At 54.0% G+C, this 24,877-nt stretch carries 16 protein-coding genes, 1 tRNA gene and 4 pseudogenes; 13 read left to right on the top strand and 8 right to left on the bottom strand.

Features of this window, described 5'->3' with window-relative positions:
• The first annotated feature begins 80 nt into the window (after positions 1 to 80).
• The 9 genes and pseudogenes from dnaG (at position 81) to BCA33_RS10900 (ending at position 13,321) form a co-directional block, all read left to right on the top strand.
• Positions 81 to 1,807: pseudogene (gene dnaG / locus BCA33_RS10940) on the top strand (DNA primase).
• A gap of 117 nt (positions 1,808 to 1,924) precedes the next feature.
• Positions 1,925 to 3,769, top strand: coding sequence for an RNA polymerase sigma factor RpoD (rpoD, locus tag BCA33_RS10935; RefSeq protein ID WP_071265791.1), 1,845 nt, complete (start codon positions 1,925 to 1,927; stop codon positions 3,767 to 3,769).
• A gap of 97 nt (positions 3,770 to 3,866) precedes the next feature.
• A tRNA-Ile gene (locus tag BCA33_RS10930) sits at positions 3,867 to 3,943 on the top strand.
• A 355-nt stretch (positions 3,944 to 4,298) separates the two neighbouring features.
• On the top strand, positions 4,299 to 4,673 hold the full coding sequence (locus BCA33_RS10925; protein WP_071265789.1) for a DUF4398 domain-containing protein: 375 nt from the start codon (positions 4,299 to 4,301) through the stop codon (positions 4,671 to 4,673).
• Positions 4,674 to 4,699: 26 nt separating this feature from the next.
• Positions 4,700 to 5,509 (top strand): OmpA family protein, encoded by an 810-nt coding sequence (locus BCA33_RS10920; RefSeq protein ID WP_071265787.1) that lies wholly within the window; start codon positions 4,700 to 4,702, stop codon positions 5,507 to 5,509.
• 346 nt (positions 5,510 to 5,855) lie between these two features.
• A complete protein-coding gene (gene aupA, locus BCA33_RS10915) occupies positions 5,856 to 7,199 on the top strand; it encodes an alkane uptake protein AupA (RefSeq protein WP_071265785.1) in 1,344 nt (447 codons plus the stop codon).
• 13 nt (positions 7,200 to 7,212) lie between these two features.
• Positions 7,213 to 10,395 (top strand): Ig-like domain-containing protein, encoded by a 3,183-nt coding sequence (locus BCA33_RS10910; RefSeq protein ID WP_071265783.1) that lies wholly within the window; start codon positions 7,213 to 7,215, stop codon positions 10,393 to 10,395.
• Positions 10,396 to 10,548: 153 nt separating this feature from the next.
• Positions 10,549 to 12,846 carry a molybdopterin-dependent oxidoreductase gene (locus BCA33_RS10905; protein ID WP_071265781.1) on the top strand — a complete coding sequence of 766 codons (2,298 nt, stop codon included), beginning with the start codon at positions 10,549 to 10,551 and terminating at the stop codon, positions 12,844 to 12,846.
• Positions 12,847 to 12,865: 19 nt separating this feature from the next.
• Positions 12,866 to 13,321, top strand: a complete 456-nt coding sequence (locus BCA33_RS10900) for a DUF2489 domain-containing protein (RefSeq protein ID WP_071265779.1) — start codon at positions 12,866 to 12,868, stop codon at positions 13,319 to 13,321.
• Between the two features lie 282 nt (positions 13,322 to 13,603).
• On the opposite strand, the gene BCA33_RS10895 is transcribed toward BCA33_RS10900, so the two are convergent.
• From BCA33_RS10895 to BCA33_RS10885, 3 genes and pseudogenes are all read right to left on the bottom strand, one after another.
• Positions 13,604 to 14,968: an aminoacyl-tRNA deacylase and HDOD domain-containing protein gene (locus BCA33_RS10895; protein ID WP_071265805.1), complete on the bottom strand. Its 1,365-nt coding sequence runs from the start codon at positions 14,966 to 14,968 to the stop codon at positions 13,604 to 13,606.
• Between the two features lie 147 nt (positions 14,969 to 15,115).
• Positions 15,116 to 17,190 (bottom strand): annotated as a pseudogene (gene recG, locus BCA33_RS10890) (ATP-dependent DNA helicase RecG).
• Positions 17,191 to 17,197: 7 nt separating this feature from the next.
• Positions 17,198 to 18,157: a hydrogen peroxide-inducible genes activator gene (locus BCA33_RS10885; RefSeq protein WP_071265777.1), complete on the bottom strand. Its 960-nt coding sequence runs from the start codon at positions 18,155 to 18,157 to the stop codon at positions 17,198 to 17,200.
• 76 nt (positions 18,158 to 18,233) lie between these two features.
• Here BCA33_RS10885 and BCA33_RS10880 point away from each other — a divergent pair, with 76 nt between their 5' ends.
• Entirely contained in the window at positions 18,234 to 19,100 is an 867-nt protein-coding gene (locus BCA33_RS10880) for an NAD-dependent epimerase/dehydratase family protein (protein WP_071265775.1), read from the top strand.
• Between the two features lie 65 nt (positions 19,101 to 19,165).
• Here BCA33_RS10880 and BCA33_RS10875 read toward each other — a convergent pair whose 3' ends face one another.
• The 4 genes and pseudogenes from BCA33_RS10875 to gmk form a co-directional block, all read right to left on the bottom strand.
• The gene (locus tag BCA33_RS10875; protein ID WP_071265773.1) at positions 19,166 to 19,552 is read right to left on the bottom strand and encodes a RidA family protein; all 387 of its coding nucleotides are present in this window, start codon (positions 19,550 to 19,552) and stop codon (positions 19,166 to 19,168) included.
• Positions 19,553 to 19,642: 90 nt separating this feature from the next.
• Positions 19,643 to 21,783: pseudogene (locus BCA33_RS10870) on the bottom strand (bifunctional (p)ppGpp synthetase/guanosine-3',5'-bis(diphosphate) 3'-pyrophosphohydrolase).
• 29 nt (positions 21,784 to 21,812) lie between these two features.
• Positions 21,813 to 22,025 (bottom strand): DNA-directed RNA polymerase subunit omega, encoded by a 213-nt coding sequence (rpoZ, locus tag BCA33_RS10865; protein ID WP_071265771.1) that lies wholly within the window; start codon positions 22,023 to 22,025, stop codon positions 21,813 to 21,815.
• Between the two features lie 87 nt (positions 22,026 to 22,112).
• A complete protein-coding gene (gene gmk / locus BCA33_RS10860) occupies positions 22,113 to 22,757 on the bottom strand; it encodes a guanylate kinase (protein ID WP_071265769.1) in 645 nt (214 codons plus the stop codon).
• Positions 22,758 to 23,014: 257 nt separating this feature from the next.
• Between gmk and BCA33_RS21785 the strand changes: the two genes are divergently transcribed.
• Together BCA33_RS21785 and BCA33_RS21780 are read left to right on the top strand one after the other, a co-directional pair.
• Positions 23,015 to 23,356, top strand: coding sequence for a hypothetical protein (locus tag BCA33_RS21785; protein WP_254774338.1), 342 nt, complete (start codon positions 23,015 to 23,017; stop codon positions 23,354 to 23,356).
• Positions 23,323 to 23,844, top strand: a complete 522-nt coding sequence (locus tag BCA33_RS21780; protein ID WP_254774337.1) for an RluA family pseudouridine synthase — start codon at positions 23,323 to 23,325, stop codon at positions 23,842 to 23,844. Before BCA33_RS21785 ends, BCA33_RS21780 begins: the two co-directional genes overlap by 34 nt.
• A gap of 29 nt (positions 23,845 to 23,873) precedes the next feature.
• On the opposite strand, the gene BCA33_RS10850 is transcribed toward BCA33_RS21780, so the two are convergent.
• Positions 23,874 to 24,191, bottom strand: a complete 318-nt coding sequence (locus tag BCA33_RS10850) for a hypothetical protein (RefSeq protein ID WP_139172985.1) — start codon at positions 24,189 to 24,191, stop codon at positions 23,874 to 23,876.
• A gap of 137 nt (positions 24,192 to 24,328) precedes the next feature.
• On the opposite strand from BCA33_RS10850, the pseudogene BCA33_RS19820 reads away from it, so the two are divergent.
• Positions 24,329 to 24,877 (top strand): annotated as a pseudogene (locus tag BCA33_RS19820) (transposase); the annotation flags it as partial.

The raw sequence follows: 24,877 nt of genomic DNA, 5'->3' as shown, positions 1-24,877 counted from the left end.
CAAAATGCCGCCGGGGCCTGGCTTCGGCGGCATTTTTGGCTATTGGCCTTCGAGTGTCTCAGGCCTGATGTGGAGCCACTATGAGCGGACTGATCCCCCAACGCTTTGTTGAAGACCTACTCGATCGGGTAGATCTGTCAGAGCTGATCGGCTCGCGCATTACACTGAAAAAGGCCGGCGCCAGCTACAAAGCCTGCTGCCCGTTCCATGATGAGAAAACGCCTCATTCAATGTAAGGCCAGACAAAGGCTTTTATCATTGTTTTGGGTGTGGTGCTCATGGCGACGCCATCAGCTTTATACGCGAGTTTGAGGGCTTGGGTTTTACCGAGGCCGTTGAAGAGCTGGCTCGCAGGGCCGGGCTGGAAGTACCGTACGACCAAGCCGCTAAGCAGGAAATCCAGCAGGCGCGAACGCTGACCGACGCACTGGACTTTGCCAGCCGCTTTTACCAGTCGGCACTCAATGACGAGCAAGGCACCTACGCCCGGGATTATCTGAAACAGCGGGGGCTAGACGACGGCGTTATCCAGCAGTATCAAGTGGGGTATGCGCCAGCCGCAGGCACCTCTTTATTTGATACGGCAAGCAAGGAGCTGCAAGGGCCGCTCATTGAAACCGGCACCGTCTCTGACAAGTACGGCAAGCCACGGGATCTTTTTCGAAACCGGGTAATGTTCCCGATCCGCAATAGCCGGGGCAAGACCATAGCCTTCGGCGGACGGACACTCGGCGACGACAAGGCCAAATACATCAACTCTCCGGAGTCGGATGTATTTCACAAAAGCCGGGAAATATACGGCCTCTTTGAAGCCAAGCAGGCACTCAAGCAGCTAGACAAGTTGCTTGTAGTAGAAGGCTACATGGATGTGATTGCCCTGGCCCAGAACGGCATTCACTACGCCGTTGCTACTCTGGGTACGGCAACGAACCAAGACAGCTTAACCGCCCTGTTGAGGCAGGTACGGCATATCGTGTTCTGTTTTGATGGCGATAAAGCCGGGTTTAAAGCGGCCGACCGGGCAATGGACAACGCTCTGGAACTGATGGCAGATGGCCTGCACTTACAGTTTCTAATGCTTCCGGATGGAGAAGACCCAGACACACTGGTACGCAAAGAGGGGCCCGAGGCTTTTCAGAAGCGCATTGAGGGTGCCACTCCGTTCTCGCGATACCTGTTTGACCGGCAGAGCGAAGGCCTGGACCTGACACTGCCAGAGCACCGTGGCGAACTCAGGGCCAGAGCGGAACCGCTGCTGAATAAAATGCCCAAAAGCACCCTGCGGGATGCCATGTGGCACGAGATGCTCCGCCTTTGCGGGGGCCGTAATCAGTGGCAGAGCCGCCAGCCCCAGCAGTGGAACAAATGGAAAGGCGGCCGACGGGATCGTGTTACAGAAGAGCGTATCGACGTTAAGCTGAGCAAAGACAGTATTTTGTGCCTAGCCTTACTTGAAGCACCGGATTTTGCCAGCGACGTTACCGAGCTGGCACGGGGCTCTCGCCAGTACAACCAGGCCCGGAATTTTGCAGGTTTTATTTTAGAGCGTGAGATCCGGGATCGGAAATCACTTATAACAGCGCTTGCACTGGATGGCCAAGTGCGTGAGCAGTTCTACAATCTGTTTGATGGCATTGAGCACATCCCAGCCCGGGAAAGCACTCTGGCCGCAGCACGAGAACTGCTTAGCCCTAACGAGGAAGCATCAAGGCAGCAAAGACTGGCTACACTTTTACGCAACTTCGCAAACCTAACCGCCGAGGAACGGCAGGAGCTGCGAGAGCTAAGCGGGGGAACTCCGGATTAGCAGCACTTGAAACTTAGCGCATTGATCACCATCTAACCATTCGGTGGCAGAGCATTAGAGCGACAGCTATAATAGCTGTTTCATTTTTTCTTATTTAAGCGAGTTCACAAGGTGTCTATGTCAGGCAATTCGCAGAAATCACGTTTGAAAGACCTCATTGCACGAGGCAAGGAACAAGGCTACCTGACTTACGCCGAGGTGAACGACCACCTCCCGGAAGACATTGCCGATCCGGATCAGGTCGAAGACATCATTCGCATGATCAACGATATGGGCATTCAGGTATCTGAAGTGGCACCGGATGCCGATACCCTTATCATGACCGATGGCGATTCCACCGCCGACGAAGCCGCTGCAGCTGAAGCCGCCGCCGCCCTCGCCGCCGTGGAATCCGATGCCGGCCGCACCACCGACCCAGTGCGCATGTACATGCGTGAAATGGGCACCGTGGAGCTGCTGACCCGTGAAGGCGAAATTGTTATCGCCAAGCGCATTGAAGAAGGTATTCGGGATGTTATGGCAGCCGTTGCCCACTTCCCGGGCACCGCGGGCACAGTCATCCAGGCCTACGATCGCATCATTGAGAACGAAGGCCGCATCACCGACATCGTAACTGGTTTTCTGGATCCCGACGGTGCTGAGCCGTTCATGCCAGAACCGCCTCCCAAGCCCGAAAAATCTGAAGAAGAAAAAGCTGAAGATGATTCGGACGAGGAGGAGGAAGAACCCGAGAGCGGCCCAGATCCCGAAGAAACTCGCCTGCGCTTTGAACTTCTCAGAGAGAAACTGGCGACTGCCGAAGAATTGCTGGCAAAGAATGGCCGTGCTGACAAGAAAACCCAAGCTGCACTTAATGAGCTGGGGCAGGTGTTTGCGCCATTTAAACTCGGCAACAAAGCATTTGATGAACTGGTCAACGTGGTGCGCTCTACCAACGCCTTGGTGCGCGAGAACGAACGCGCAATTCTGAAGATCTGCGTGCGCGAATGTAAAATGCCACGCAAAGACTTCATCAAATCATTCCCTGGCAATGAAGCGAACCAGGAATGGGGCGAGAAAATCGCCAAGAGCAAAAAGCCCTACGCGTCTGCCATCAATGAGCGTATGGACGAAATTGTCCGCCTTCAGAAGCGCATCATGAATGTGCAGATTGAAGTGGACTTGGACGTAGCCGATATCAAGGAAATCAACCGCCGGGTCTCCATTGGCGAGGCAAGAGCCCGTCGCGCCAAGAAAGAGATGGTTGAAGCCAACTTGCGTCTGGTTATTTCTATTGCCAAGAAATACACCAACCGCGGCCTGCAGTTCCTGGACTTGATTCAGGAGGGCAACATCGGCCTGATGAAGGCCGTAGACAAGTTTGAGTATCGCCGTGGCTATAAGTTCTCTACCTACGCCACCTGGTGGATTCGTCAGGCCATAACCCGCTCTATTGCGGATCAGGCGCGCACCATTCGTATTCCGGTGCATATGATTGAGACTATCAACAAGCTCAACCGTATCTCGCGCCAAATGCTTCAGGAGATGGGCCGCGAGCCCACGCCAGAAGAACTCGGCGAGCGTATGGAAATGCCTGAAGATAAGATTCGCAAGGTTCTGAAGATCGCCAAAGAGCCGATCTCCATGGAAACTCCGATTGGTGATGATGAAGACAGCCATCTAGGCGACTTTATCGAAGACATCCAGGCGCTCTCGCCGGTGGATTCCGCGACGGCAGAAGGCCTACGCGAAGCCACCCGATCCGTTCTGGCCGGTCTCACCGCTCGTGAATCCAAGGTGCTGCGCATGCGCTTCGGTATCGAGATGAATACCGATCACACGCTGGAAGAGGTCGGCAAACAGTTCGACGTAACCCGCGAGCGGATCCGCCAAATCGAAGCCAAGGCTCTGCGCAAACTGCGCCACCCTTCTCGCTCCGATCACTTGCGTGGATTTATTGATGACCAAGGAAATCAGGGATAAAGCGCAAGAATAGTAGCGGGGGCAGTACCTCATCGGTATACTGTCGCCCGCTTTGTTCCTCTCATGGGGAACACATTCCAAACAGCGTTCGCTGAATGGGCCTATAGCTCAGTTGGTTAGAGCAGAGGACTCATAATCCTTTGGTCGCAAGTTCGAGTCTTGCTGGGCCCACCATTAATTTCAATAACTTAGCCTGCTTTCGAGCGGGCTTTGTTGTTTCTGTGTCGTCCTTTACGACTTGTTCACTCTGTACCCGATCCGCGGATCGGCCACCATTTCAAACACTTAGACATCTTCGCGACCTTCGCTCTCCGCACTCGCACTGGCCTCTCACCCGTTTTTATTGCAAATCGGTCATGGTTGATCGCCAACTGGCTGCTAAGCTTAATTCAAGGTGCATGCAGCGCTCCGCAGTTTTACGGCACATCTTGCTGCCGTTAATAAGAGTTCTTCCACCCCGACTGCAGGATTGTTTCGTGCAGACAACACTTTACTGCAAAGCTTGTATATCGCTGAAAGGAGATCGTGCATGAATAAGCATAAGTCGATGTTATACACCGCTGGCATTACTGGCATAGCCCTTACCATCGGCGGCTGTGCCAGCCCTGGTGAGCCACCGGATGCAGACCTGCAGTCTGCAGAGTCCTCTCTCCAGCAGGCCGTTGCCGCAGACGCTCGGGAGTTTGAGCCAGTTCTGCTTAACGATGCCCAGAATAAAGTGGCCGACGCAAAAAACCTGATTGAACAGGAGAAGTACACAGAGGCCGAGCGACTCCTCGAACAAGCCGCTGTTGACGCTCAACTTGCAGGCGCGCGTGCGGACACAGCGAAAGCCCTACAAGCAGTAGAGGAAATCAATGGCAATATTGAGTCTCTGCGCAATCGAATCAATCAAGACCAATAACCGCCAGATCTGGAAAGGAGACTGTTATGAAAAAACGCAACATAACACTGGGCATGGCTGTGGGCTTGTCAGTATTTATTTCCGGCTGCGCCACAACCGCGCCAGAAAACCCTATGGTGAATGAGGCTCGCGCTTCTTATGCCAAGATCAAGGACGACCCAGATGTCGCGCGCAGTGGCGACCGCCAACTCCGTAGCGCCAGAAATGAGCTGAGTCGGGCCGAGTCCCTGCTCGAGAGCGGAAAAGACACGGTTCGCATAGAACATGCGGCCTATCTTGCCAACCGCCACGCTCAGATTGCGAGTGAGCAAGCGGAGCGTGCAAGGCTACAAACGCAGATTGACTCTGCTGAAGAGCGCCGCCGCAAGTTAATGCTGGACCAGCGCTCCAATGAAGCAGAGCAAGCTCGTACCGAAGCTGAGATGCTACGCAAGAGAATGGAAGAACTGCAGGCCGAACGCACCGATCGCGGCATGGTGCTAACGCTGGGAGATGTTCTTTTCGACCTTAATAAAGCCGACTTGAAGTCGTCTGGAGAACAAACCGTAGGGCGCCTGGCGCAGTTTATGCGGGAGTATGAAGACCGGAGAGTCCGCGTAGAGGGCTACACCGACAGCACAGGTAAAGACTCCTACAATCAGGCATTGTCTGAACGCCGGGCCCAGGCAGTTCGGGATGAGTTGGTTTCACAAGGCATTGAGCGTCGTCGGGTAGAAACCAAAGGTTACGGCGAGCAATACCCTGTGGCAAACAATGACACCTCCGCTGGCCGGCAGCAGAACCGCCGGGTAGAGATTGTCATCTCCGACAAGGACGGCAAAATCCAAACTCGGTAAAACCAAGCGACATCAAGGTTCAAGACAAAAAAGGAGGGGCGAGAAGCCCCTCCTTTTTTTCTAGTAACTGGCAAACTGTTCCATTTTTTCAAATCTTACTTCTGCAAACGAAATAAATAATGTAATAATATTCGCAACCCCATGTATTTATTATATCTTTTTACACTCTACCATCCTATATGGTCATTTCGACACGATATCGTGTCAAACATGCCAACGTCCTAAAAGGACAAGCCTCATACACTCCCACGTGAACGAATGTACTAGCCGTGTGCAAGCCGTCCGCCTACAGGATGTTGAATATGCGGTCAAAGTATAAAAACAACGAGATAATTGGAGTGTATCAATGGTCCCCACCTCCCGGTTTTCAGTACGGGCGCTGAGCCTAGCGGTTGCAGCAGTATCCACAACTCTCTCTATGTCGGCTTCAGCCAGCATGGGAAACATCGGTACAACCTACGGTGTAATGCCCATAGACGTTGCTACCGCTCAGTCTCTCTCTATGTTCAATGACCAGGTTTCTGCTACTTATTACAACCCGGCTGCACTGACCAGGGATAAGCGAGGCGAACTGACATCGGGCATTCTGCACGCTGAGCAGGAACTGCGATCCGCAAACCCGAACGCCAATGGCGACGTGGTTTCCAGCTCTCCCAGTCAACACGTACTCGTTGGCATGAAAACCAACCTGGGCTCTCTCACACGGTTTGACCACCCGCTTTACCTTGGTTTTATTGCTGGTGTGGAAAAGTACGGCAAAGAGATGCTGGCATTTGATTCACAGACATCGAGCAACGGCCAGTTCCTGCAGTACGGCAAAGAACCGTTATTCCTTAACCTGGGCGCTGCCACTCCTATATGGCGTGGTATTTCCGTAGGTGTTTCTGCCCGTATCACCCTGGAAGCAACGGCCAATCTTCAAGCAGTATCCACACTTGGCGGAGAAACCAGCCGAGAACGCCTGGCCGTTAATGCTGAGCCACAAATCAAGACCATTTTTGGCACCACCATTGACCTCGGCAGCACCTTCTGCCCTGAAAGCAACTGTTTCCTGCAAGGCTGGGAAACCGCTTTCACTTATCGCACCAAGTCCTCTGCCTCTACAACGGTTGATTCCGGCATTATCGTGACACAAACCATTCCCGACCCGGGCCTCAGCCTTGCAGTCTCTACCATCGACTCTTTCCAGCCGGAAACGTTCGGGGTTGGCGCCCAGTACAAGGGCGACGGCTGGCGCATCGGTGGCAGCGTTGAGCAGCAAAACTGGTCTGAGCTGTCTGATGAGTTCAAAGGCGACACGATCAAAAATCAGTCCACTATTCCTGCATCCAGCCGAATACAGTTCGATGACACCATAATTCCTCGCCTTGGCGCTGAGTATGACCTCAACAAGAACTTTTCTGTGCGCGGCGGCGTCGCCTATGAAGAATCACCGCTGAAAACCACTCGCAACCCCGAAATAAACTACCTGGATACCGACAAGATTGTGGTTGGTTTGGGCATTAGCGCCACATACGACCGCACTCGCATACTCGCCTTCCCTGTTCGCTTTGACCTGGGCTATCAATACCAGAAACTGCAAGAGCGCGACTTTACACTGGTGGATTACGACAACAGCACACCCGACGTGAAGACAACAGCAGACGGCGATATCCACGTTATCAGCGGCTCAGTTACCCTGAAGTTCTGAGGAGGAGTTTGCCATGAAGTACAACAAGACCCTGGCCCTGATTCCCGCTCTGCTGCTTGCAGCTTGTGGCGGGGATGAACAGTCCGTAAACGAGAACACCACACCCGGCTCGGTGATCTATTCCTACCCTGCAGACGGGCAAGCGGATGTCAGCCCTAAAGCAGATATTGTTCTTAGGTTTTCCCACGCGATAGTGGATGACGAGGCCACTCTTCTCGATAAGATCCAACTGGACTCCGCCGAAGGCACACCCAACTTCACCGTAACAAAGGTAGATGGCGGTAAAAGCCTGAAACTGGAAATTGCTGATGGGCAGAAGCTGGCGAGCAAAGCAGGCTACTCCGTAACCTTCAGCGAGCCTCTCGCAGCTGCAGAAGGCAGAACTATCAGCACGCCAAATGCCATCGACGATGACGGTATTCAGTTCAATACCCGCGCCGAATTCAGCGGAATAGCGGAACTGGCCAACACCTCCGATACCTTTGGGGTCGCCTGGCAGGTACCAGAAAGTGGCAGCGCGTTTAAGGCCATGAACTTCTCCACCTTCCGCTTGGCCATGACCCAGCCAGTGCACCCCGATTGGCAGAAACAAGGCGGCAGCATCCAGCTTCTGGACAAAAATGGCGAGCCGGTGCCGGCTACAATACTGGTAAAAGGTAACCGCATTACCATCGACCCCTGCGTTACCGAAGATCCAGTGCAGTGCGGCAGTAAAGCAGACATCCTGAATGCTGGCGAAACCTACACCTTAAAACTGAGCAACCTGGCCAGCCTCACTAACGGCCCAGACGGTAAACGTTTCAGCAAGGATTTCTCCTTCACGCCAAGAGATACAGGCCCGACTGTTGTACTTCAGCAGTCGGCTGTGGACTCAAATAACGGATCCATTGTCTCGGTGCTGAACGGCCAGGCTATCAACTCAGTTACCCTGAACTCAGTACTCCAGGGCGTGGCGGGCCCATCGCAACAAGCCGGCGACCTGTTTGCCGAGCTGGCCTTCGCTCCGGCTTTCGAGGCCGATGAAGCCCTGCCATTACGTATTCCCAAAGGCAGCGTGCTAACCAGCACAAGCCTGGATGTTCTGGTTGGCGGGAAGGTCCCCATACTAGATGCAGCAACAGGACAGCTTCAGACCACAGGCGACATCAAAGTCACCATGCTCTCTGATGCTTCGGGCTACATGAGCCCGAATCCGTACACAGATGATATAAGCGCGCCGCGTCACATCACGCTGTTTATGGATGTTTCCATGAACACGGAAGAAGCGCAGCCGAATGCCGCCCTATCCCAAGACTTGATGGGCGTTGAGCTACGGGGCATTGCATTGGTGCAGAACGGCGTACTGACAATCGACGCAATCGGCATGGTAGAGCCTAACCTGCTCGGCCAGGAATACACAGACTCCACCATTGCCTTTAACCTTGAGGCCGCCACTGACATCGACTCAGCTCTTGATGCTGAGATGTTGCGCGAGTTGGACAGCACACCGCCACAATTGGTGAGCTGGATGCCTGGCGACAAGGAAAACGCCATCCCAAAAACACGCCAATCAATGCAGCGTCCCGGTGATCCAGTGATTCTGTTTTTTGATGAGCCACTGGCACCGAGTTCAATAGCTGAAGGCGTTTCTCTATATGCAGACGGGCTCGAACTAGCGGTTGGTGACGGTCTGAATGCTGAACTAGACGGTACAGCTCTGACGCTAAACCCCGATGGCGGCCTGAGGCCAGGTGTTAACTACACGGTATCCGCCTTCGGAGTGACTGATCTGGCCGGCAATACGGCCACCATAGAGCAGCTAGACTTTAAACTGGATGGCGAAGACACTCCAGCAGACGCCCCTCCCCTGGCACTGACGACTTACCCTGGTTTTCCTTGTGAGACCAACCACGACCAACTTGATCTGGAAGCAGGTATTCTTGGAGAGTGCTACACAGCAGATGGTTCCGGCGGAGATATCTTGCCCGTCAGCAAAATGCCAGAAGATCGCCCAATCACAGTGGTTTTCTCGCAGCCCATGAACCTAGATTCAATTCGTCTCAGTGAAACATTCATCGTCCAGAAGGTAGATTCAGGTGGAAATGATGTTGAAGAAGTAGCTGGCCGTTTGGAAAAAAACAATCAGCGCATACGCTTCTTTCCAAACAAAGCCTGGGAACCTGGTAAGTTCTACCAGTACACCATGGTGGCCTACAGAGGGTCGGACGAAGCTAGGGTCGATCCATCCTGTCAAAAAGAAAAGCCGGATTCTGTCTGCGGAGTAAATGATTTCCCGCTCAAGGCCGACTTGCTGGAAGGCCTGGACGATGGTAGAGGCAAGGGGAACGCCGCCTACCAGCCTTTAAAAATCTATTTCGAGGGCTCGAAGACTCAGAATTCAGTATTTACACCACTGCGAAACCTGCCAATTCGTGACACCAATGCCAACCTCAGCATTGGCTGCGGCTCGAACGACGACCCCAACTGCCTTGAGCCCTTCGACCACGAAGGCAGCGATAGCGCCGGCTGGGCCCCTTCGGCCAACGCTACAAAGTTACTTGTTGATCCAGATCACAGCGACGATGCACGAGTTGGCTGCGCGACTGGCGGGAGTGATTGCCCGAAGAACAAGTTTATTTATCAAACCTACGCTTTGAATACTGAAGTTACAGGGCCAAAAACTGATCCTGAAACCGGTAAGGAAGGTATCGGAGTACTTCTCTACCCAACCCTGTTAGCGACAACATCAATAGATGTACACCTCAGCCTGCTAAGTGCCATATCGACTACAGGGCCTCAAATTCTTCGAATGAGATATGCCAAAGAGGATCCGAACTGCACTGGCGCCAGCTGTGTTAGGAATCGACTGATACCTGGCATCATTGTCGAAGACGACAATGGCCAGCCGATCTTTAAAACCAACGCAGAGCTTGTACTCGACGCACCCGATCTCAGCGCAAAACTCGGTGCTATTCCACTACCTTTGACGCACAACCTGCACAACTATCCTTTCACTCTCGAGTTAGTAGGAAATGTAACGTTCTTTGATGACGGGCGAATGCAAATTGAGCAGCGTAACCAAAATAGACCAGAGATCAATGTTGCAGCCAAAGCGGCTGGTCTTATATCCGTTGATATACCCTTGTTCATTCCTGAACAGGGTGCTTACCTCAACTTCATATCAAACCCTGTAAAAGACCTCCCCGCAGAGCAATAAACTCTCTGCAGCACTATTCAGGCCAGTCTCCGGACTGGCCTTTTTTATGCCCCAAACAACCATTCACTGTATCCCAGCATCGCCGTTTTTCTGCTAATCTGGTTGCACAATGAGACCCAACCTGTAACAACAAAAACCTCAGGAGAGCTCTTCATGCAAAACGGTACCCATTACCGTACCTGTCATTTGTGCGAAGCCATGTGCGGCGTTGCCGTTGAGATGAAAGGGGGCCAGATTGCGTCAATTCGCGGAGACGATAAAGATCCGTTGAGTCATGGGCATATCTGCCCCAAGGCGGTGGCCCTGCAAGACCTCCATGAAGACCCGGAGCGCTTGCGCAAGCCGGTTCGCAAAACCCCTACCGGCTGGCAAGAAATTGAGTGGGACGAAGCGTTCAGAACGGTAGCTGAAAAGCTCCACAGCACTCGCAGCGCACACGGCCGCAATAGCATTGGTGTGTACCTTGGCAACCCGAATGTACACAACCACGGCTCATTAATCGCTACTATGCCGTTTCTGCGAGCTGTTGGCTCTCAGAACCGCTTTTCCGCAACGTCGAATGACCAGCTTCCACACATGCTTGCTAGCCTGGAGATGTTCGGGCATCAGGTCCTGTTCCCTATTCCGGATATCGACAACACAGATCTGTTTATCTGTATTGGCGGAAACCCCATGGCGTCCAACGGCAGCCTGATGACCGTGCCGGATTTCCGTGGCCGGCTGAAAGCTCTGAAGCAGCGTAGCGGTAAAATGATTGTGGTGGATCCAAGGCGCACAGAAACCGCAAGGCTGGCCGAGGAATTTCATTTTATACGCCCCGGAACCGATGCGTTTCTGCTCATGGCCATGGTGAACACTTTGTTTGCAGATGAGCTGATCCACCCTGGGCCCGCAGAGCATCTTATAAAAGACCTGGATCTTTTGCGCCTGGCATCCCTGCCCTTCAAGCCTGATGCGGTAGCTGAACGTACCGGAGTTGCGGCAGCAACCATAAGGGACCTTGCACACCAGCTTGCAAACACGTCCAAAGCCGCGCTTTACACCCGTATGGGCACCAGCACCCAAACGTTCGGAAGCATTACTACCTGGCTGGCCTACTGCCTGAACATCCTTACCGGTAAGCTGGATACCGTTGGCGGCGTTATGTTTACGCAACCAGCCATTGATCTGATCGCCCTAGGAGCTATGTCCGGGCAGCGCGGACACTTTGGTAAACGCCACAGCCGGGTTAAAGGGTTGCCGGAATTTGCTGGCGAGTACCCTGCCAGCACCATGGCCGATGAAATGCTCACCCCGGGCGAGGGGCAGATCCGCGCCTTTGTGACCGTGGCGGGGAATCCTGTGCTGTCCAGCCCCAATGGGCGTCGCCTGGACGAGGCATTGAGTGGGCTGGATTTTATGGTATCGGTGGATTACTACATCAACGAAACGACACGTCATGCGGACATCATCCTGCCCCCAACCGCCGCACTTGAGCGCAGCCATTACGATATTGTGTTCAACATGTTGGCGGTTCGCAATGTGTCCAAATATAGCGAGGCGCTGTTTGACGCAGGACCGGGTAGCCGCCACGACTGGCAAATACTGCTCGAGCTGGCCCATCGGCTTGAGAAGCTGCGCAAGGGCGGCAAACTCCCTCTGCGTTCAGAGCTAGGCTGGCATGCTTTCAGGCGGGTAGGCCCCGATCCGATCATTGATCTACTTCTGCGTACCGGGCCCTATGGCACAGGTGCCGGCCGAGCAAGCGGGATTCTGGAGCCAGCCACAAGCCTTATTTTAGACTTGCTCCCGAAACATCACCCATTACGCAGCCTTGCCAAACTAAGTTCTCTTAACCCGCAGTGGCAGACTTTGCCCAAAGGGCTTTCTCTAAAACGACTAAAGGAGAAACCTAGCGGGATTGATCTGGGGGCTTTACGTCCCGCCCTACCCGGCCGCCTATTCACTCGGGATGGAAAAATAAACCTGGCGCCTCGGCGCTACCTCGAAGATGTGGAACGCCTGCACCAGAAACTCTCCACGCCAGAAGCACCGGGCGAGCTGTTGCTGATTGGCAGACGCCATGTGCGCAGCAACAACTCCTGGATGCACAACAGCCACCGGCTGGTAAAGGGCAAAGCTCGCTGCACCCTACTGGTGCACCCGAATGACGCCAGCCGGCTGGGCCTTAAGGAGGGCTGCAACGCAGAGATCCGTGCCAACAACCGCGAGATCGTAATGCCTGTGGAAATTACTGAAGACATGATGCCTGGCGTGGTTTCCATTCCCCACGGCTGGGGCCATAACCGCGACGGAACAAGGCAATCCACGGCGGCGGCCCATGCCGGCGCAAGTATCAATGATGTGTTGAGTGATCAGCATATCGATCCGGTAGCGGGCACATCCGTATTGAATGGTCAGTCGGTAACTGTCAAAGTCTGGCAGCCGAAACAGCAACCTATACCCGCCTGAACCGAACAAGGAGAACAACATGTCTCAATGGCTACAGTGGAGCCTCATTATTGCCGGCGCTATCGCCATCATTGCACTGCTCGGCTTTATCCGGCGGCAAATGGTTATGTTGTCTGAAAACCGCAGGCGCCAACAAAAGGCGGAGGCGTTTCAGGCAAAGCGACGTGAGGACATGGTCGAAAGCATTCGCGTGATTGCGATGGCCATAGAGGAAGATCAGGTTGAGTACTCGGAGGGTTGCTTGCGCATCAAGGGGCTGCTTGATCATGTCGCCCCGGAGCTGATGGAAAAATCGCCCTTTCGGGTGTTTATGGAAGTGTATGAACAGCTTCGCCACATGCCCACTCACCAGGCACGTCAAGACACGGAATCGCGTTTTGTGGCGAAAATGGATAAAGAGCGGTTTGCGGTGGAAGAGCGCTATGCAGATGAAATACGCCGTGCCGCAACGGCCATCCGAAATCACGAGTTCTGACTCGCTTCAGTTTTGTGTCATTTTGTAACGGAAAAAAGTGCAAAATACACTTTTATCGATTCAATATCAGAAGCTTGCTAAAAACATGAAAAGTGACGGAGCACTCAGCTTCTAACGGGGTATCTTAAGCACCTTTTCTTTCTGCAAACTTTGTCTAGATTGAAGATAGGGCAATAAGTTTCTACTGCATCGATTATTGCCCTGCGTTGTTTCTCCTGAAACGTTCGGACAACTCTGCTATGAACGGAAACTTTGCCGGCCCTGTTGTGGCCGGCTTTTTTATTACGAGCTCATCATGCCGGCCATGGCCATAACATTGTCTTTGCTGGCTACCAGCTCATCAAACTGCTTTTCTACCTGCTCACGGTTCAGGCCCAGCTCGTCAAAGATCTCCTGCCCAACAATTTCACTGGCGCCCAGCTCTACACCTCGTGCAGTCAACAATTGACGGCCTAACCAAAGGATCCGGGCGTAAACGCTGTGCACGCCCTGATAGCCGCGATTTTTCTGATACCGTATGGCCAAGGTGACCTCATCTGGCATGCCCCAATTTTCCATCAGTTGAGCGGCGATCTGCTCCCGGGTAATACCCAAAAGGTAATGCTCAGTTACTGAGGAATCGATAACAGAGTTTACTTCTAGCGAACGGCACACCAACTTGAAGTGGGGAGGGAAAATCTGGGCCAGAAGCAGGTAACCAAAATTATGTAAAAGCCCTGCAAGGTACGCCAGCCCGAACGTCGGGCGCTCACCGCGTGGCATCATGCTAGCCAGAATGCCCGCCGACTGTGCCTGCCAGATGGCCTGCTGCCAGTAGTCCACATAGCCATTCGGGTGGTCTTGAGGTGCTTTAAGTGCGCGCCCCAAGGATAGCCCCATAGCCAGGTTCATCACCATATCAAACCCGAGCACTCTCGATACCGCATCGTGCACGGAGCGTACTTGTCCGGCCGCTGCATAAAAAGACGAGGATGCCCAACTAACAACCTGAGCGGCCAGGCTGGGATCACTTTCCACGACATCCACTAGATCCCCCATGACAGCATTCGGATTTACCCGCAGATGAATAATGCGCTGGGCCGTTTCGGGCAGCGGCGGCAGTTCCAGGGTGTCTTCCAAGCGCTGCTGAATGCGCAGGCTGGTGAATTTTTTGATGGCGAACGTTAGCTGATTGCGGTCATTGGCTGGGTCGTCGAGATTTACCGCAATGTTTTCTGATGCCACGGTGAACGACCAACGCTGCGCACCTGCGGTCAGTTCGCGGAAATCTTCTGCCGGCATCACCATGGCAAGTTTCTGCTCTCCCAGCTCCAGCGCCACACACGGTAAATCATCTACCCGTCGGTCCACTATGGTAGGCCAACCGGTAAGTGACGGCAGCGCGGGAAGCTCCCGAAGCCCGGCACGTTCTTTAACGCGAACCTGCTCACGGGGTTTCACCAGGCAGAAATCCCGGCCCATCTGTTTGTTCAGCCGCTCAAGGTCAATAAAATCGTCCTTGCAGCAAATGGCCTGGAGATTGTCCTGCCCGTCGTGGAGCAATACCATCCGCAACAGCTCGTGCCTGTTAGCCTGGCGCATATCTCTGAGCGACACACCTTTGGCGGCATCGCCCAGAGCCTGCTGTACCGTGACAGGTAATTCCATCATATTCTCCCGAGTATCGCTGCTTGCCATTAGACCATTGAAGTCTGCTGTGGGGTCTTCAGTATAGTGCATGGTCTAACTGTAAACGTTGATATAGAACCCGTTCATCCAGATACGTTTCCCAGCCGGCATGAGCACTAAACCCGTTCAGACATCTCCGTAGCGGATTTTTTCTCCCAACCAGCGCCGGATAAGAGCCTGCACCAGTTGTGGATGCTTCATAAGCCCCGGCGCCATTTCGCGCACCGGCTCAATCCAACCCTTGTCTCGCTCAAAATCTGCCAGCCGGAACTGCATCATGCCCGTCTGGCGAGTACCAAGCACCTCTCCTGGCCCGCGTATTTCCAGATCCTTCTCGGCAATCACAAAACCATCCTGGCTGTCGCGCAGGGCCTGCAATCGGGCTTTTCCGTTGGCAGACAATGGTGGATGGTACATGAGTACACAGAAGCTGGCTTGTTCGCCGCGCCCTACCCTGCCACGTAGCTGGTGTAGCTGGGCAAGGCCCAGCGCTCCGGGTTTTCTATAATGATCAAGGAGGCATTAGGCACATCCACGCCCACCTCAATCACAGTGGTTGCTACCAGCAAATCCAGTTCACCCTGTTTGAACTGATCCATTACCGCCACTTTTTCTGCAGACTTGAGCCGCCCGTGAACCAGACCGATTTTAAGGCCAGGTAAGCGTTCGGTCAGCTCTTGCTCTGTTACTTCTGCGGCTTGGCACTGCAAGGCTTCTGACTCTTCAATCAGTGTACACACCCAGTAAGCTTGGCGCCCGTCAGTGCAGGCACGGTGCACGCGATCAATCACATCTTCCCGGCGACTGTCGGGAATGACAATGGTTTCAACAGGCTTGCGGCCCGGAGGTAATTCGTCAATCACCGAGGTATCAAGATCGGCGTAGGCACTCATGGCTAACGTTCGCGGGATAGGGGTGGCGGTCATAATTAGCTGGTGTGGCGCCAGGGTTCCGCCTACACCTTTCTCTCTCAGCGCCAGGCGTTGGTGCACACCGAACCGGTGCTGCTCATCCACGATGACGAGCGCCAAACGGTGAAACAACACATCATTCTGAAACAACGCATGGGTGCCAATTACGACGCTGACAGCGCCCGTGTGGACGGCTTCCAGTGTGTCTTTTCTGGCCTTTCCCTTTACTTTGCCAGACAGCCAAGCTACCTGAACACCCAAGGGCTCAAGCCAACCAGCGAAGTTCTGATAATGCTGCTCGGCCAGTATTTCGGTGGGCGCCATAAGCGCAACCTGGGCACCCGCGCCTAAGGCCTGAAGTGCCGCCAGCGCGGCCACCACGGTTTTACCTGAGCCCACATCCCCCTGCACCAGTCGCAGCATAGGCAGAGGCTGGCTGAGATCCTGCCGGATTTCGCTCATAACCTGGCGCTGAGCGCCCGTGAGCGCAAATGGCAACTCCTCCAGAAAGCGCTCAGACAGGTTGCCTGTGGGCAGTAGAGGCAAGGCTTGCCGGGCCTGAATCTGTTCACGAACCTGAAGTAGGCTCAACTGGTGTGCCAGCAGCTCTTCCATAACCAAACGCTGCTGTGCCGGGTGGCGCCCCTCCATCAACAGATGAACTGGCGCACTGGCTGGAGGAGCGTGCACCAACTGAACCGCCTCGGTAATTCCTGGAAGCTGGTAGCCAGCCAGTAGCTCCGCCGGCAGCCAATCACGTATTGGATGGCGCTGAAGGTACCCTAGCGCTTGCTGACACAAGCCTCTCACCCGCGGCTGCTGTATGCCTTCGGTCAGTGGGTATACCGGCGTGAGGGTTGCCTGACCCTCTGCAGGCATAGGTGGCGGGTTGGTTTGGTATTCAGGGTGATAAAACTCATACCCGGCCCGGCCTGGGCGCACTTCGCCAAAACAGCGAACTCGGGTACCTTTCGCCAGTTGGTTTTTTTGGGCTGCGTTAAAGTGAAAAAACCGCAGCACCAGAAACCCACTGTTGTCTTTCAAGGTAATCTGCAAGCTACGGCGGCGACCCATTACCAAATCCGCCTTCATCACTTCGCCTTCCACAACAGCCACATCACCCACTCTCAAGCTACCCATGGGTATTATACGAGTGCGGTCTTCGTAGCGATGAGGGAGGTGAAACAGCAAATCCTGCAGCGAGGCAATGCCCAGCCGTGCAAGCTTCTCAGCCAAGGCGCTTCCCACCCCTTTTAGCTCTGTAACCGGGATATCATCCAGTGAGGCCATACTGAGGTCAGTCCGTTACGGCAACAACCGGCGTGTCCGTTTTCGCTTTCTCAATCACCCGGCACTGGCCGGCTGCAAGCGAGAGGACATCAATGGCTTTGGGTCGGGGAAAAGTCACCCGCCAAGCCAAGGCCACTGTGCGAGAAGGCACAGGCGGGGCAAAAGGCCGGGTTACAAGTACGTCTTTGTGGTACTGCATGGCAGTAGCCGCGGAGAGTGGCAGCACGGTAATTCCCAGACCGGAGGCAACCATATGACGTATGGTTTCCAGGGAACTGCCTTCGGTAACCAGTGACGGAGAGCCGGTATCCGCACGGCGGGTAACCGCATCCACCAGGGGCGGGCAGGATTCAAGCACCTGATCCCGGAAGCAGTGGCCGGGGCCGAGTAGCAACAATTGCTCGCGGGCGAGCTCTTCTCCGGTAATTTGCTTTTTGCCAGCCAATGGGTGCCCCGCAGGCAATAGCACTACAAAGGGTTCATCGTATAACGGCAGTGTCAGCACTTCCGCTTCTTCAAACGGCAACGCAACGATAATGGCGTCCAGCTCTGACTGGCGCAGCTTCTGGCGCAGGTTAGCCGTGTAGTTTTCTTCTATATAGAGCGGCATTTCCGGCGCTGCACGGCGCAACTCCGGTAACAGGTGCGGGAACAAATAAGGCCCAATGGTGTAAATGGCGCCAACCTTGAGCGGCGAGCTCAGCTGATTTTTGCCATCCTGAGCCATGTCGCGAATCACGCCCACCTGATCCAAAACCCGCTGAGCCTGTTCAACAATGCGTTGACCAGTCTCGGTCACACGAATGCTGCTTTTGCTGCGCTCAAACAGCGGAATGCCTAGCTCATCTTCCAGTTTTTTGACCGCAACGCTGAGCGTTGGCTGGCTTACATGGCAGCGCTCGGCGGCGCGCCCAAAATGCCTTTCGCGAGCAAGCGTAACGACGTATCGTAACTCGGTAAGAGTCATGGTGATCTCCGGTCAAAAGGATACGGATCGATGTTTCACTTATTTATGAGTTAGAGAATAAGGATTGATATTGCCTATGGCAATCGCTGATCGCAATAGTACGCCAGGAATTCTCGTAGCCGGTTGCGGCAAACTCGGGGGCGCCATCGCCAGCATGCTTAAAGAGTCGGCACAGGTTTACGGATTGCGCCGTAATCCTGCCAAAGTGCCTGAAGGCATTCATGGCATAGGTGCAGACCTGACTGACCCGGAGACCCTGCTAGGCAAGCTACCAGGCAATATTGACACGGTTATTTATTGCCTTACCCCCTCAAGTTATGACGAGCAAGGGTATCGCGATGCGTATGTTAACGGTCTGTCGAACTTGCTTGAGGCACTGGGTGACCAGCAGTTAAAACGGCTGTTTTTTATTAGTAGTACCAGTGTATATGCTCAGGATGATGACAGTTTGGTCGATGAGACCAGCTTAGCCTCTCCCTCACGTGCCACAGGCCAGCAAATACTCGCAGGCGAACAGGCAGCCTTAAATAGCAGCCACCCTGCTACCATTATTCGCTTCAGTGGGATTTACGGGCCATCAAGAAGGCGTTTTTTGGAAGCGGTCATCTCGGGCCGCATGAACCCGGCTAAGCCGGCGCCATTCAGCAACCGCATTCATGAGGAAGATGCAGCTTCGGCCGTGGTTTACCTCAACGAGTTGGCGCTTTCAGGTAAGCCACTGGATACCTGCTACGTGGCCAGCGATTGTGAGCCGGTGCGCCTTGACGAAGTGGTTGACTGGGTTCGCCAGCAGGTGCCCTGCGCCGAGCCTTTGGCAGATGCCAGAAAAGGTGGCCGTGCTGGCAGCAAACGCTGCAATAACAAGCGGCTGCTACAAAGTGGGTTTAAGTTTCGTTACCCGGACTTTCGCGAGGGATACCGTGAAATGATAGACAAGGGGTAGGCCCGGAACGAACAAAGGCGGCCAAGGCCGCCTTTGTTCTCTGAATCATATAACTTGGCGCTGTATCAGCTCAGTACCATCACAGCTTCCACTTCTACCGGCACGCCTTTGGGCAGAGCTGAAACCTCTACAGCGGCCCGGGCCGGGTACGGCTCTGGAAAATACGTCGCCATAATTTCGTTAACCGTGGCGAAGTTCGCCAGATCGGTCACGTAGATGTTCACTTTTACGATATCTTTCAGTTCACCGCCTGCGGCTTCACACACAGCTTTGAGGTTATCAAATACCTGGCGGGTTTTGGCTGAAAAATCCCCGGCGACCACTTCCATGGTTTCAGGGTCCAGCGGAATTTGACCAGAGATATACACCGTGTCACCCGCTTTTACGGCTTGGGAGTAGGGACCAATTGCCTGAGGTGCGTTTTCAGTCTGGATTATGGATTTGTTGGTCATACCGTTTACTTTCCTCTCGTCTAAAACACCAATCGTCGCCCTTCCATACGCGAGCTGTCAACCAGACAGCTCTCTCAACCCTCGCCGGGCTCAGTATTTCACGCGGTTGATCGACGTAACGGCTTTGATATTGCGAACCCGGCGCATCACGCGAGCTAAATGTTTGCGGCCATGCACCTTAACCACAACGCTGACCACGCCGAAGCGTGCATCTTGCTCATCCACGTTGATGCGTTCGATATTGCCATCTGCCATAGCCACCGCACTGGCAACCTCGGCAATTACTCCACGCTGTCGCTCGAGCTCAACTCGCAGCTCTACGGAGAACTCATCGGTAATATCCTTGGCCCAAGTGAGATGAGTCAGGCGGGACCGGCCTTCATTATCTTCCGGTAAGCGCGAGCAGGTGTCGGAGTGGATAACCATGCCACTGCCGGAATCCATCACGCCAACAACCGGGTCTCCAGGGATCGGTTTACAACAGGCGGCAAAGTGAACCAGCATGCCTTCGGTTCCCTGAATGGTCACCCGGGCATCATCTCCACCTTGAATCCCCTTAACTGACTGGCGGGGCCCTATGCTTTCAGCACCACTCAAAAGCTGACGCGCAACCAGATAAGCCATTCGATTGCCCAGGCCAATATCACTTACCAGATCCTCAAAGCTGTTTACCTGGTTGTGATTCACGACAGCTTGCTTCTGCATCTCATCAATATCGGACAATCGGGCGCCAAAGCCGGTGAGGGACTTCTTCAGTAAAGTTCGGCCAAGCTCTAGCGATTCCGCCAGCTTTTGGCTCTTAAGGGTATGGCGAATGCTGCTGCGCGCTTTACCCGTTACCACAAAGCTGAGCCAGGCCGGGTTGGGCCGGGCACCAGGCGCGGTAATAACTTCAACAGTTTGGCCACTTTGCAGAGGCCTGCTCAACGATCCCAGGTTTCGATTGATCCGGCAAGCGACGGTGGCATTGCCTATATCCGTGTGGATTGCGTAGGCGAAATCTACCGGGGTTGCGCCACTGGGCAACTCCATTATTTTCCCTCTTGGGGTAAATACATAGATTTCGTCAGGGAAGAGATCCACTTTCACGTGCTCGATAAACTCGAGGGAGTCGTCCGCCCGCTCACGCATTTCCATCAAGCCTTTAACCCAGCGATCTACCCGTGTCTGATTCACGCTGGTAACATTGCCAGGGTCGTTCTTGTACATCCAGTGCGCAGCTATACCATCGTTGGCAATGTGTTCCATTTCCTCGGTGCGGATCTGGATTTCGATGTTCACATGCATACCAAACAACGTGGTATGCAGCGACTGGTATCCATTGGCCTTGGGCATGGCAATGTAATCTTTGAACCGGCCCGGCATAGGTTTATAAAGGCTGTGAACCGCCCCCAAAATTCGATAGCAGTCGTCTTCTGTACCCGTAATGATGCGGAAGGCGTATACGTCCATGATTTCGTAAAACGACTTCTGTTTGAACTTCATCTTGTTATAGATGCTGTTCAGGTGTTTTTCGCGCCCGAGTATCCGGCCAGGAAGGCTACGCTCTTCCAGTTTTTCCAGCAGCCGACCTCGAATGTCTTCGATTATTTCACGGTGGCTGCCACGCAGTTTATCAACGGCCTTGGAGATGTAGCGGGAGCGCATGGGGTACAGAGATGAAAAACCCAGATCCTCCAGCTCGGTGGAGATCGCATGCATACCAAGCCGATTGGCGATGGGGGCGTAAATATCGAGGGTTTCTGTGGCTATGCGCTGGCGCTTTTCATAGGGCATAGGCCAAGCGTGCGCATGTTGTGCAGCCGATCTGCCAGCTTTACCAGAATAACGCGAATATCCCTGGCCATGGCCAAGGTCATTTTCTGGAAGTTTTCGGCCTGAGCTTCCGCGCGGGTGCGAAACTCTATTTGGGTAAGCTTGCTAACACCGTCAACCAGCTCTGCAACATCTTCGCCGAATTGCTCGGAAAGCGCATCTTTGGGAATGCCAGTGTCTTCAATAACGTCGTGAAGCATGGCAGCCATCAAGCTCTGGTGATCGAGCTTGAGGCCAGCAAGAATGTGGGCAACCGCGAGGGGGTGGGTTATGTAGCGGTCGCCGCTTTTACGCATCTGGCCTTCATGGGCCTGTTCAGCATAATAGTAGGCTCTTCGCACCTGATTGATGCGATTGGTATCCAAATAGGTGCTGAGCTCACTCGCCAGCCCCTCTACCGTAGCCTCAAGCGACACCGCGCCCCCACCTTATGTTCGCGGTCGCTTCACTCTTCTTCGATTTCAGTAAGCAGATCGCGGGAAACCAAACCAGCGGCAATTTCGCGCAATGCGATAACCGTAGGCTTGTCGTTTTCTTCTGCAACCATCGGCTCGGCACCTTTGGTGGCAAGCTGACGGGAACGCTTTGTAGCTAGCATGACCAACTGGAAACGGTTATCTACGTGTTCCAGACAATCTTCAACGGTAACTCGTGCCATAACTTCCCCGACAAAATAAAATGACTGATTAAGCAGACCGCGTAGTTTACTGCCAGCGGCACAATTTGTATACAGTAAAAGCCCGCGTTAGGCCCGGCCACCGCTTGCGTCTGAAAGACCGGTAAGTAACTGCCTGTGCCGGGCCTGCTGGGCAATCATTTGCAACCGCTGGCTACGCACAATGGCGAGCAAATCGGCCAACGCTTCCTGGAAGCCGTCATTCACCACCAAATAGTCAAACTCCCCTACATGCCGGCACTCTTCTCTGGCTTCAGATAACCGCCGCTCTACCACTTCCGACACATCTGTGCCTCTGCCCACAAGTCGGTCCCGCAGAACTTCATACGAGGGAGGCACAATAAACACACTCACACACTCGGGAATAAGCCGGCGCACCTGGCTGGCGCCCTGCCAATCAATCTCGAGGATAACGTCCCGCCCAATGGCCAGCATTTCCCGAACCCACACCTGAGAAGTGCCGTAGTAATTGCCAAAAACATCGGCATGTTCCAGAAAATCCCCGCGGCTAATCATGGCCTCAAACTCGTCACGACTGACAAAGTGGTAGTTTATGCCGTCCTTCTCGCCTTCACGCATGGGACGGGTAGTGTGGGACACAGACACTCCCAACTTTTGATCTGCATGCAGCATTTCCGCCACAAGACTGGTCTTGCCAGCACCTGATGGCGCAGAAATAACAAACAGAGTACCCGTTTCACCGGCCTGGCTCATGACTCAACAACTCCTGAACTGGATCTGGCCGCCATTAATGAAGGCCCGGAAAACCTCTAATTATACGGGCTTTGACTAAACACCGCATCACAGGGCCTCCACAACTGTTAATATTAGAGCAATTTATGCAACACATGGCGTATAAACCGCAACCAGGTTCACATGGCCGTGGGCCAGGCACACAAGGTTATCCCAAGTGTGGCCAGCAACCTGAAAACCGACCTACCTGCCATCAAGCTTGGAGAGCCCCGCCAGTAATGCGCAAAAAATTCGACGTTACAACAGAGCAGACTGAAACAGCGAGTGAAGCTCTGAGCCAAGCCTCAAGGCTTTCGCGCCAGCGCATCAAAGACGCCATGAACAAGGGTGCATGTTGGTGGTCCCTTAAAGGAAAGCAAGTAAGGCTTCGGCGCGCAACCAAAGAACTCAAAGCGGGCACTCGGCTGCAGCTTTATTACGACGAGAGCGTGTTAGGCCGCAAGCCAGAAGCACCAACCCTGGTAGCGGACAACCATCGCTATAGCGTTTGGTTTAAACCCCACGGCTTGCTGGCTCAAGGCTCGCAATGGGGGATCACTGCAGCCTGCTGCGCTGGGTAGAACTTGAGCTAAAGCGCCCTTGCTTCCTTGTTCACCGGCTCGATGCCGATGCCGCCGGGCTAATGCTCATCGCCCACGATCCGAAAGCCGCGGGCGCGCTTTCCCAGTGCTTCGCAGGGCGCACCATAACGAAACACTACCTGGCCAAGGTGACCGGCGTTATTGATGTGCAAGACCAGTTGATCGACACACCGGTTGACGGCAAAGCCGCCATCAGTCGCGCTTCCACGCGGAGCACAGATGACAACGCCGCAACCAGCTTGTTGCAGGTAACCATCGAAACCGGGCGCAAGCACCAGATCCGCAAACATTTAGAGAGCTTGGGCCACCCCATTGTCGGCGACCGCCTATACGGCAAGCCTGCTCGGGTTCCTTTACAACTGCTGGCTATCAGCCTTGAGTTTGATTGCCCGTTAAGCCGGCAGCGGGTGAAGCTGGAACTGCCGGAAGCGCTCAACAGCATAGTCTCGTGGCCGAACCCGCAATAATAACCCAAAGCACTTTTTAGAAATTGCGGTCACTCATACTGCACACCGCTGGTGATCTCAGGCTGATCTTCTCCGAACAGAGTCTGCAATTGGTGTCGTTGTGCTTTCCGACCCAATCGCATCAATCGATCACGCCCACCTGGCACAATTCTATGGCCAACAGTCCAGGCTGCGTTCAGTGGCGCAAACAGGGCCGGATACCACGGCAATGTCATCTTCGGTAGGCCGAGCGCCTCCATGCCTTTTCCACCAACAAACAGCCGTGTCATGCTCAGATGAACCTGACGCTCCCAACGGCCCCGGAGTTTGCGAAAGTTGGGGTAACGTCTACCTAGCGGTTCGTCCATAAGCGCGCGACCAAGCTTGCGACTGTTTTCGTCAGCCGTTGCCTGGCTTATCACGTTTTGGTAGAGGATAATCCCCCCGATAAAGAGCGGTGGTCAGAAGTAGAATTTTCCGTAAGCTACACGCAGGGAGATTCTGCATGAAAAAATCACGTTTTTCCGATAGCCAGATCATGGCGATCCTGAAGCAAGCCGAAAACGGCGTGCCCGTTCCTGAGTTATGCCGCGAACACGGTATGAGCAACGCCAGCTTCTATAAATGGCGTGCAAAGTTCGGCGGCATGGATACCTCCATGATCAAGCGCATGAAAGAGCTTGAGGATGAGAACCGGCGACTGAAGAAGATGTATGCCGAAGAACGGCTCAAGTCTGAGTTGCGCAAGGAAGCTCTTGAAGGAAAGTGGTAAAGCCATCTCTCCGCCGCGAGATGGCACACAAAGCCGTTGCCGCTGCTCGTTGTAGCATTCGCCAGGCCTGCGAGGTCTTCAGTGTCAGTGAGTCCTGCTACCGTTACCGGGCTAAGCTCAGCAGTGAAAATGCCGAGATCGCGGATCTGTTGGTGCGCTTAACCCATAATCAGCGAAACTGGGGCTTTGGCTTGTGTTTTCTGTATCTGCGCAACGTGAAGGGTTACCCCTGGAACCACAAACGTGTTTATCGGATCTACCGGGAACTGGAGCTGAACCTAC

It is taken from the genome of Marinobacter sp. AC-23 (assembly GCF_001858325.1).
Classification (GTDB): Bacteria; Pseudomonadota; Gammaproteobacteria; order Pseudomonadales; family Oleiphilaceae; genus Marinobacter.
This window is presented reverse-complemented; position numbering and strand designations above follow the sequence as displayed.

Bases quoted from the DNA above. Each gene is read 5' to 3' on its own strand.
- BCA33_RS21785 (WP_254774338.1), top strand. From the start codon at position 23,015: ATGCGCAAAAAATTCGACGTTACAACAGAGCAGACTGAAACAGCGAGT.
- BCA33_RS10905 (WP_071265781.1), top strand. From the start codon at position 10,549: ATGCAAAACGGTACCCATTACCGTACCTGTCATTTGTGCGAAGCCATG.
- aupA (WP_071265785.1), top strand. From the start codon at position 5,856: ATGGTCCCCACCTCCCGGTTTTCAGTACGGGCGCTGAGCCTAGCGGTT.
- BCA33_RS10895 (WP_071265805.1), bottom strand. From the start codon at position 14,968: ATGGAATTACCTGTCACGGTACAGCAGGCTCTGGGCGATGCCGCCAAA.
- gmk (WP_071265769.1), bottom strand. From the start codon at position 22,757: ATGAGCCAGGCCGGTGAAACGGGTACTCTGTTTGTTATTTCTGCGCCA.
- BCA33_RS10900 (WP_071265779.1), top strand. From the start codon at position 12,866: ATGTCTCAATGGCTACAGTGGAGCCTCATTATTGCCGGCGCTATCGCC.
- BCA33_RS10885 (WP_071265777.1), bottom strand. From the start codon at position 18,157: ATGACTCTTACCGAGTTACGATACGTCGTTACGCTTGCTCGCGAAAGG.
- BCA33_RS10925 (WP_071265789.1), top strand. From the start codon at position 4,299: ATGAATAAGCATAAGTCGATGTTATACACCGCTGGCATTACTGGCATA.
- rpoZ (WP_071265771.1), bottom strand. From the start codon at position 22,025: ATGGCACGAGTTACCGTTGAAGATTGTCTGGAACACGTAGATAACCGT.
- BCA33_RS10850 (WP_139172985.1), bottom strand. From the start codon at position 24,191: ATGGACGAACCGCTAGGTAGACGTTACCCCAACTTTCGCAAACTCCGG.
- BCA33_RS10910 (WP_071265783.1), top strand. From the start codon at position 7,213: ATGAAGTACAACAAGACCCTGGCCCTGATTCCCGCTCTGCTGCTTGCA.
- BCA33_RS21780 (WP_254774337.1), top strand. From the start codon at position 23,323: ATGGGGGATCACTGCAGCCTGCTGCGCTGGGTAGAACTTGAGCTAAAG.
- BCA33_RS10875 (WP_071265773.1), bottom strand. From the start codon at position 19,552: ATGACCAACAAATCCATAATCCAGACTGAAAACGCACCTCAGGCAATT.
- BCA33_RS10920 (WP_071265787.1), top strand. From the start codon at position 4,700: ATGAAAAAACGCAACATAACACTGGGCATGGCTGTGGGCTTGTCAGTA.
- rpoD (WP_071265791.1), top strand. From the start codon at position 1,925: ATGTCAGGCAATTCGCAGAAATCACGTTTGAAAGACCTCATTGCACGA.
- BCA33_RS10880 (WP_071265775.1), top strand. From the start codon at position 18,234: ATGGCAATCGCTGATCGCAATAGTACGCCAGGAATTCTCGTAGCCGGT.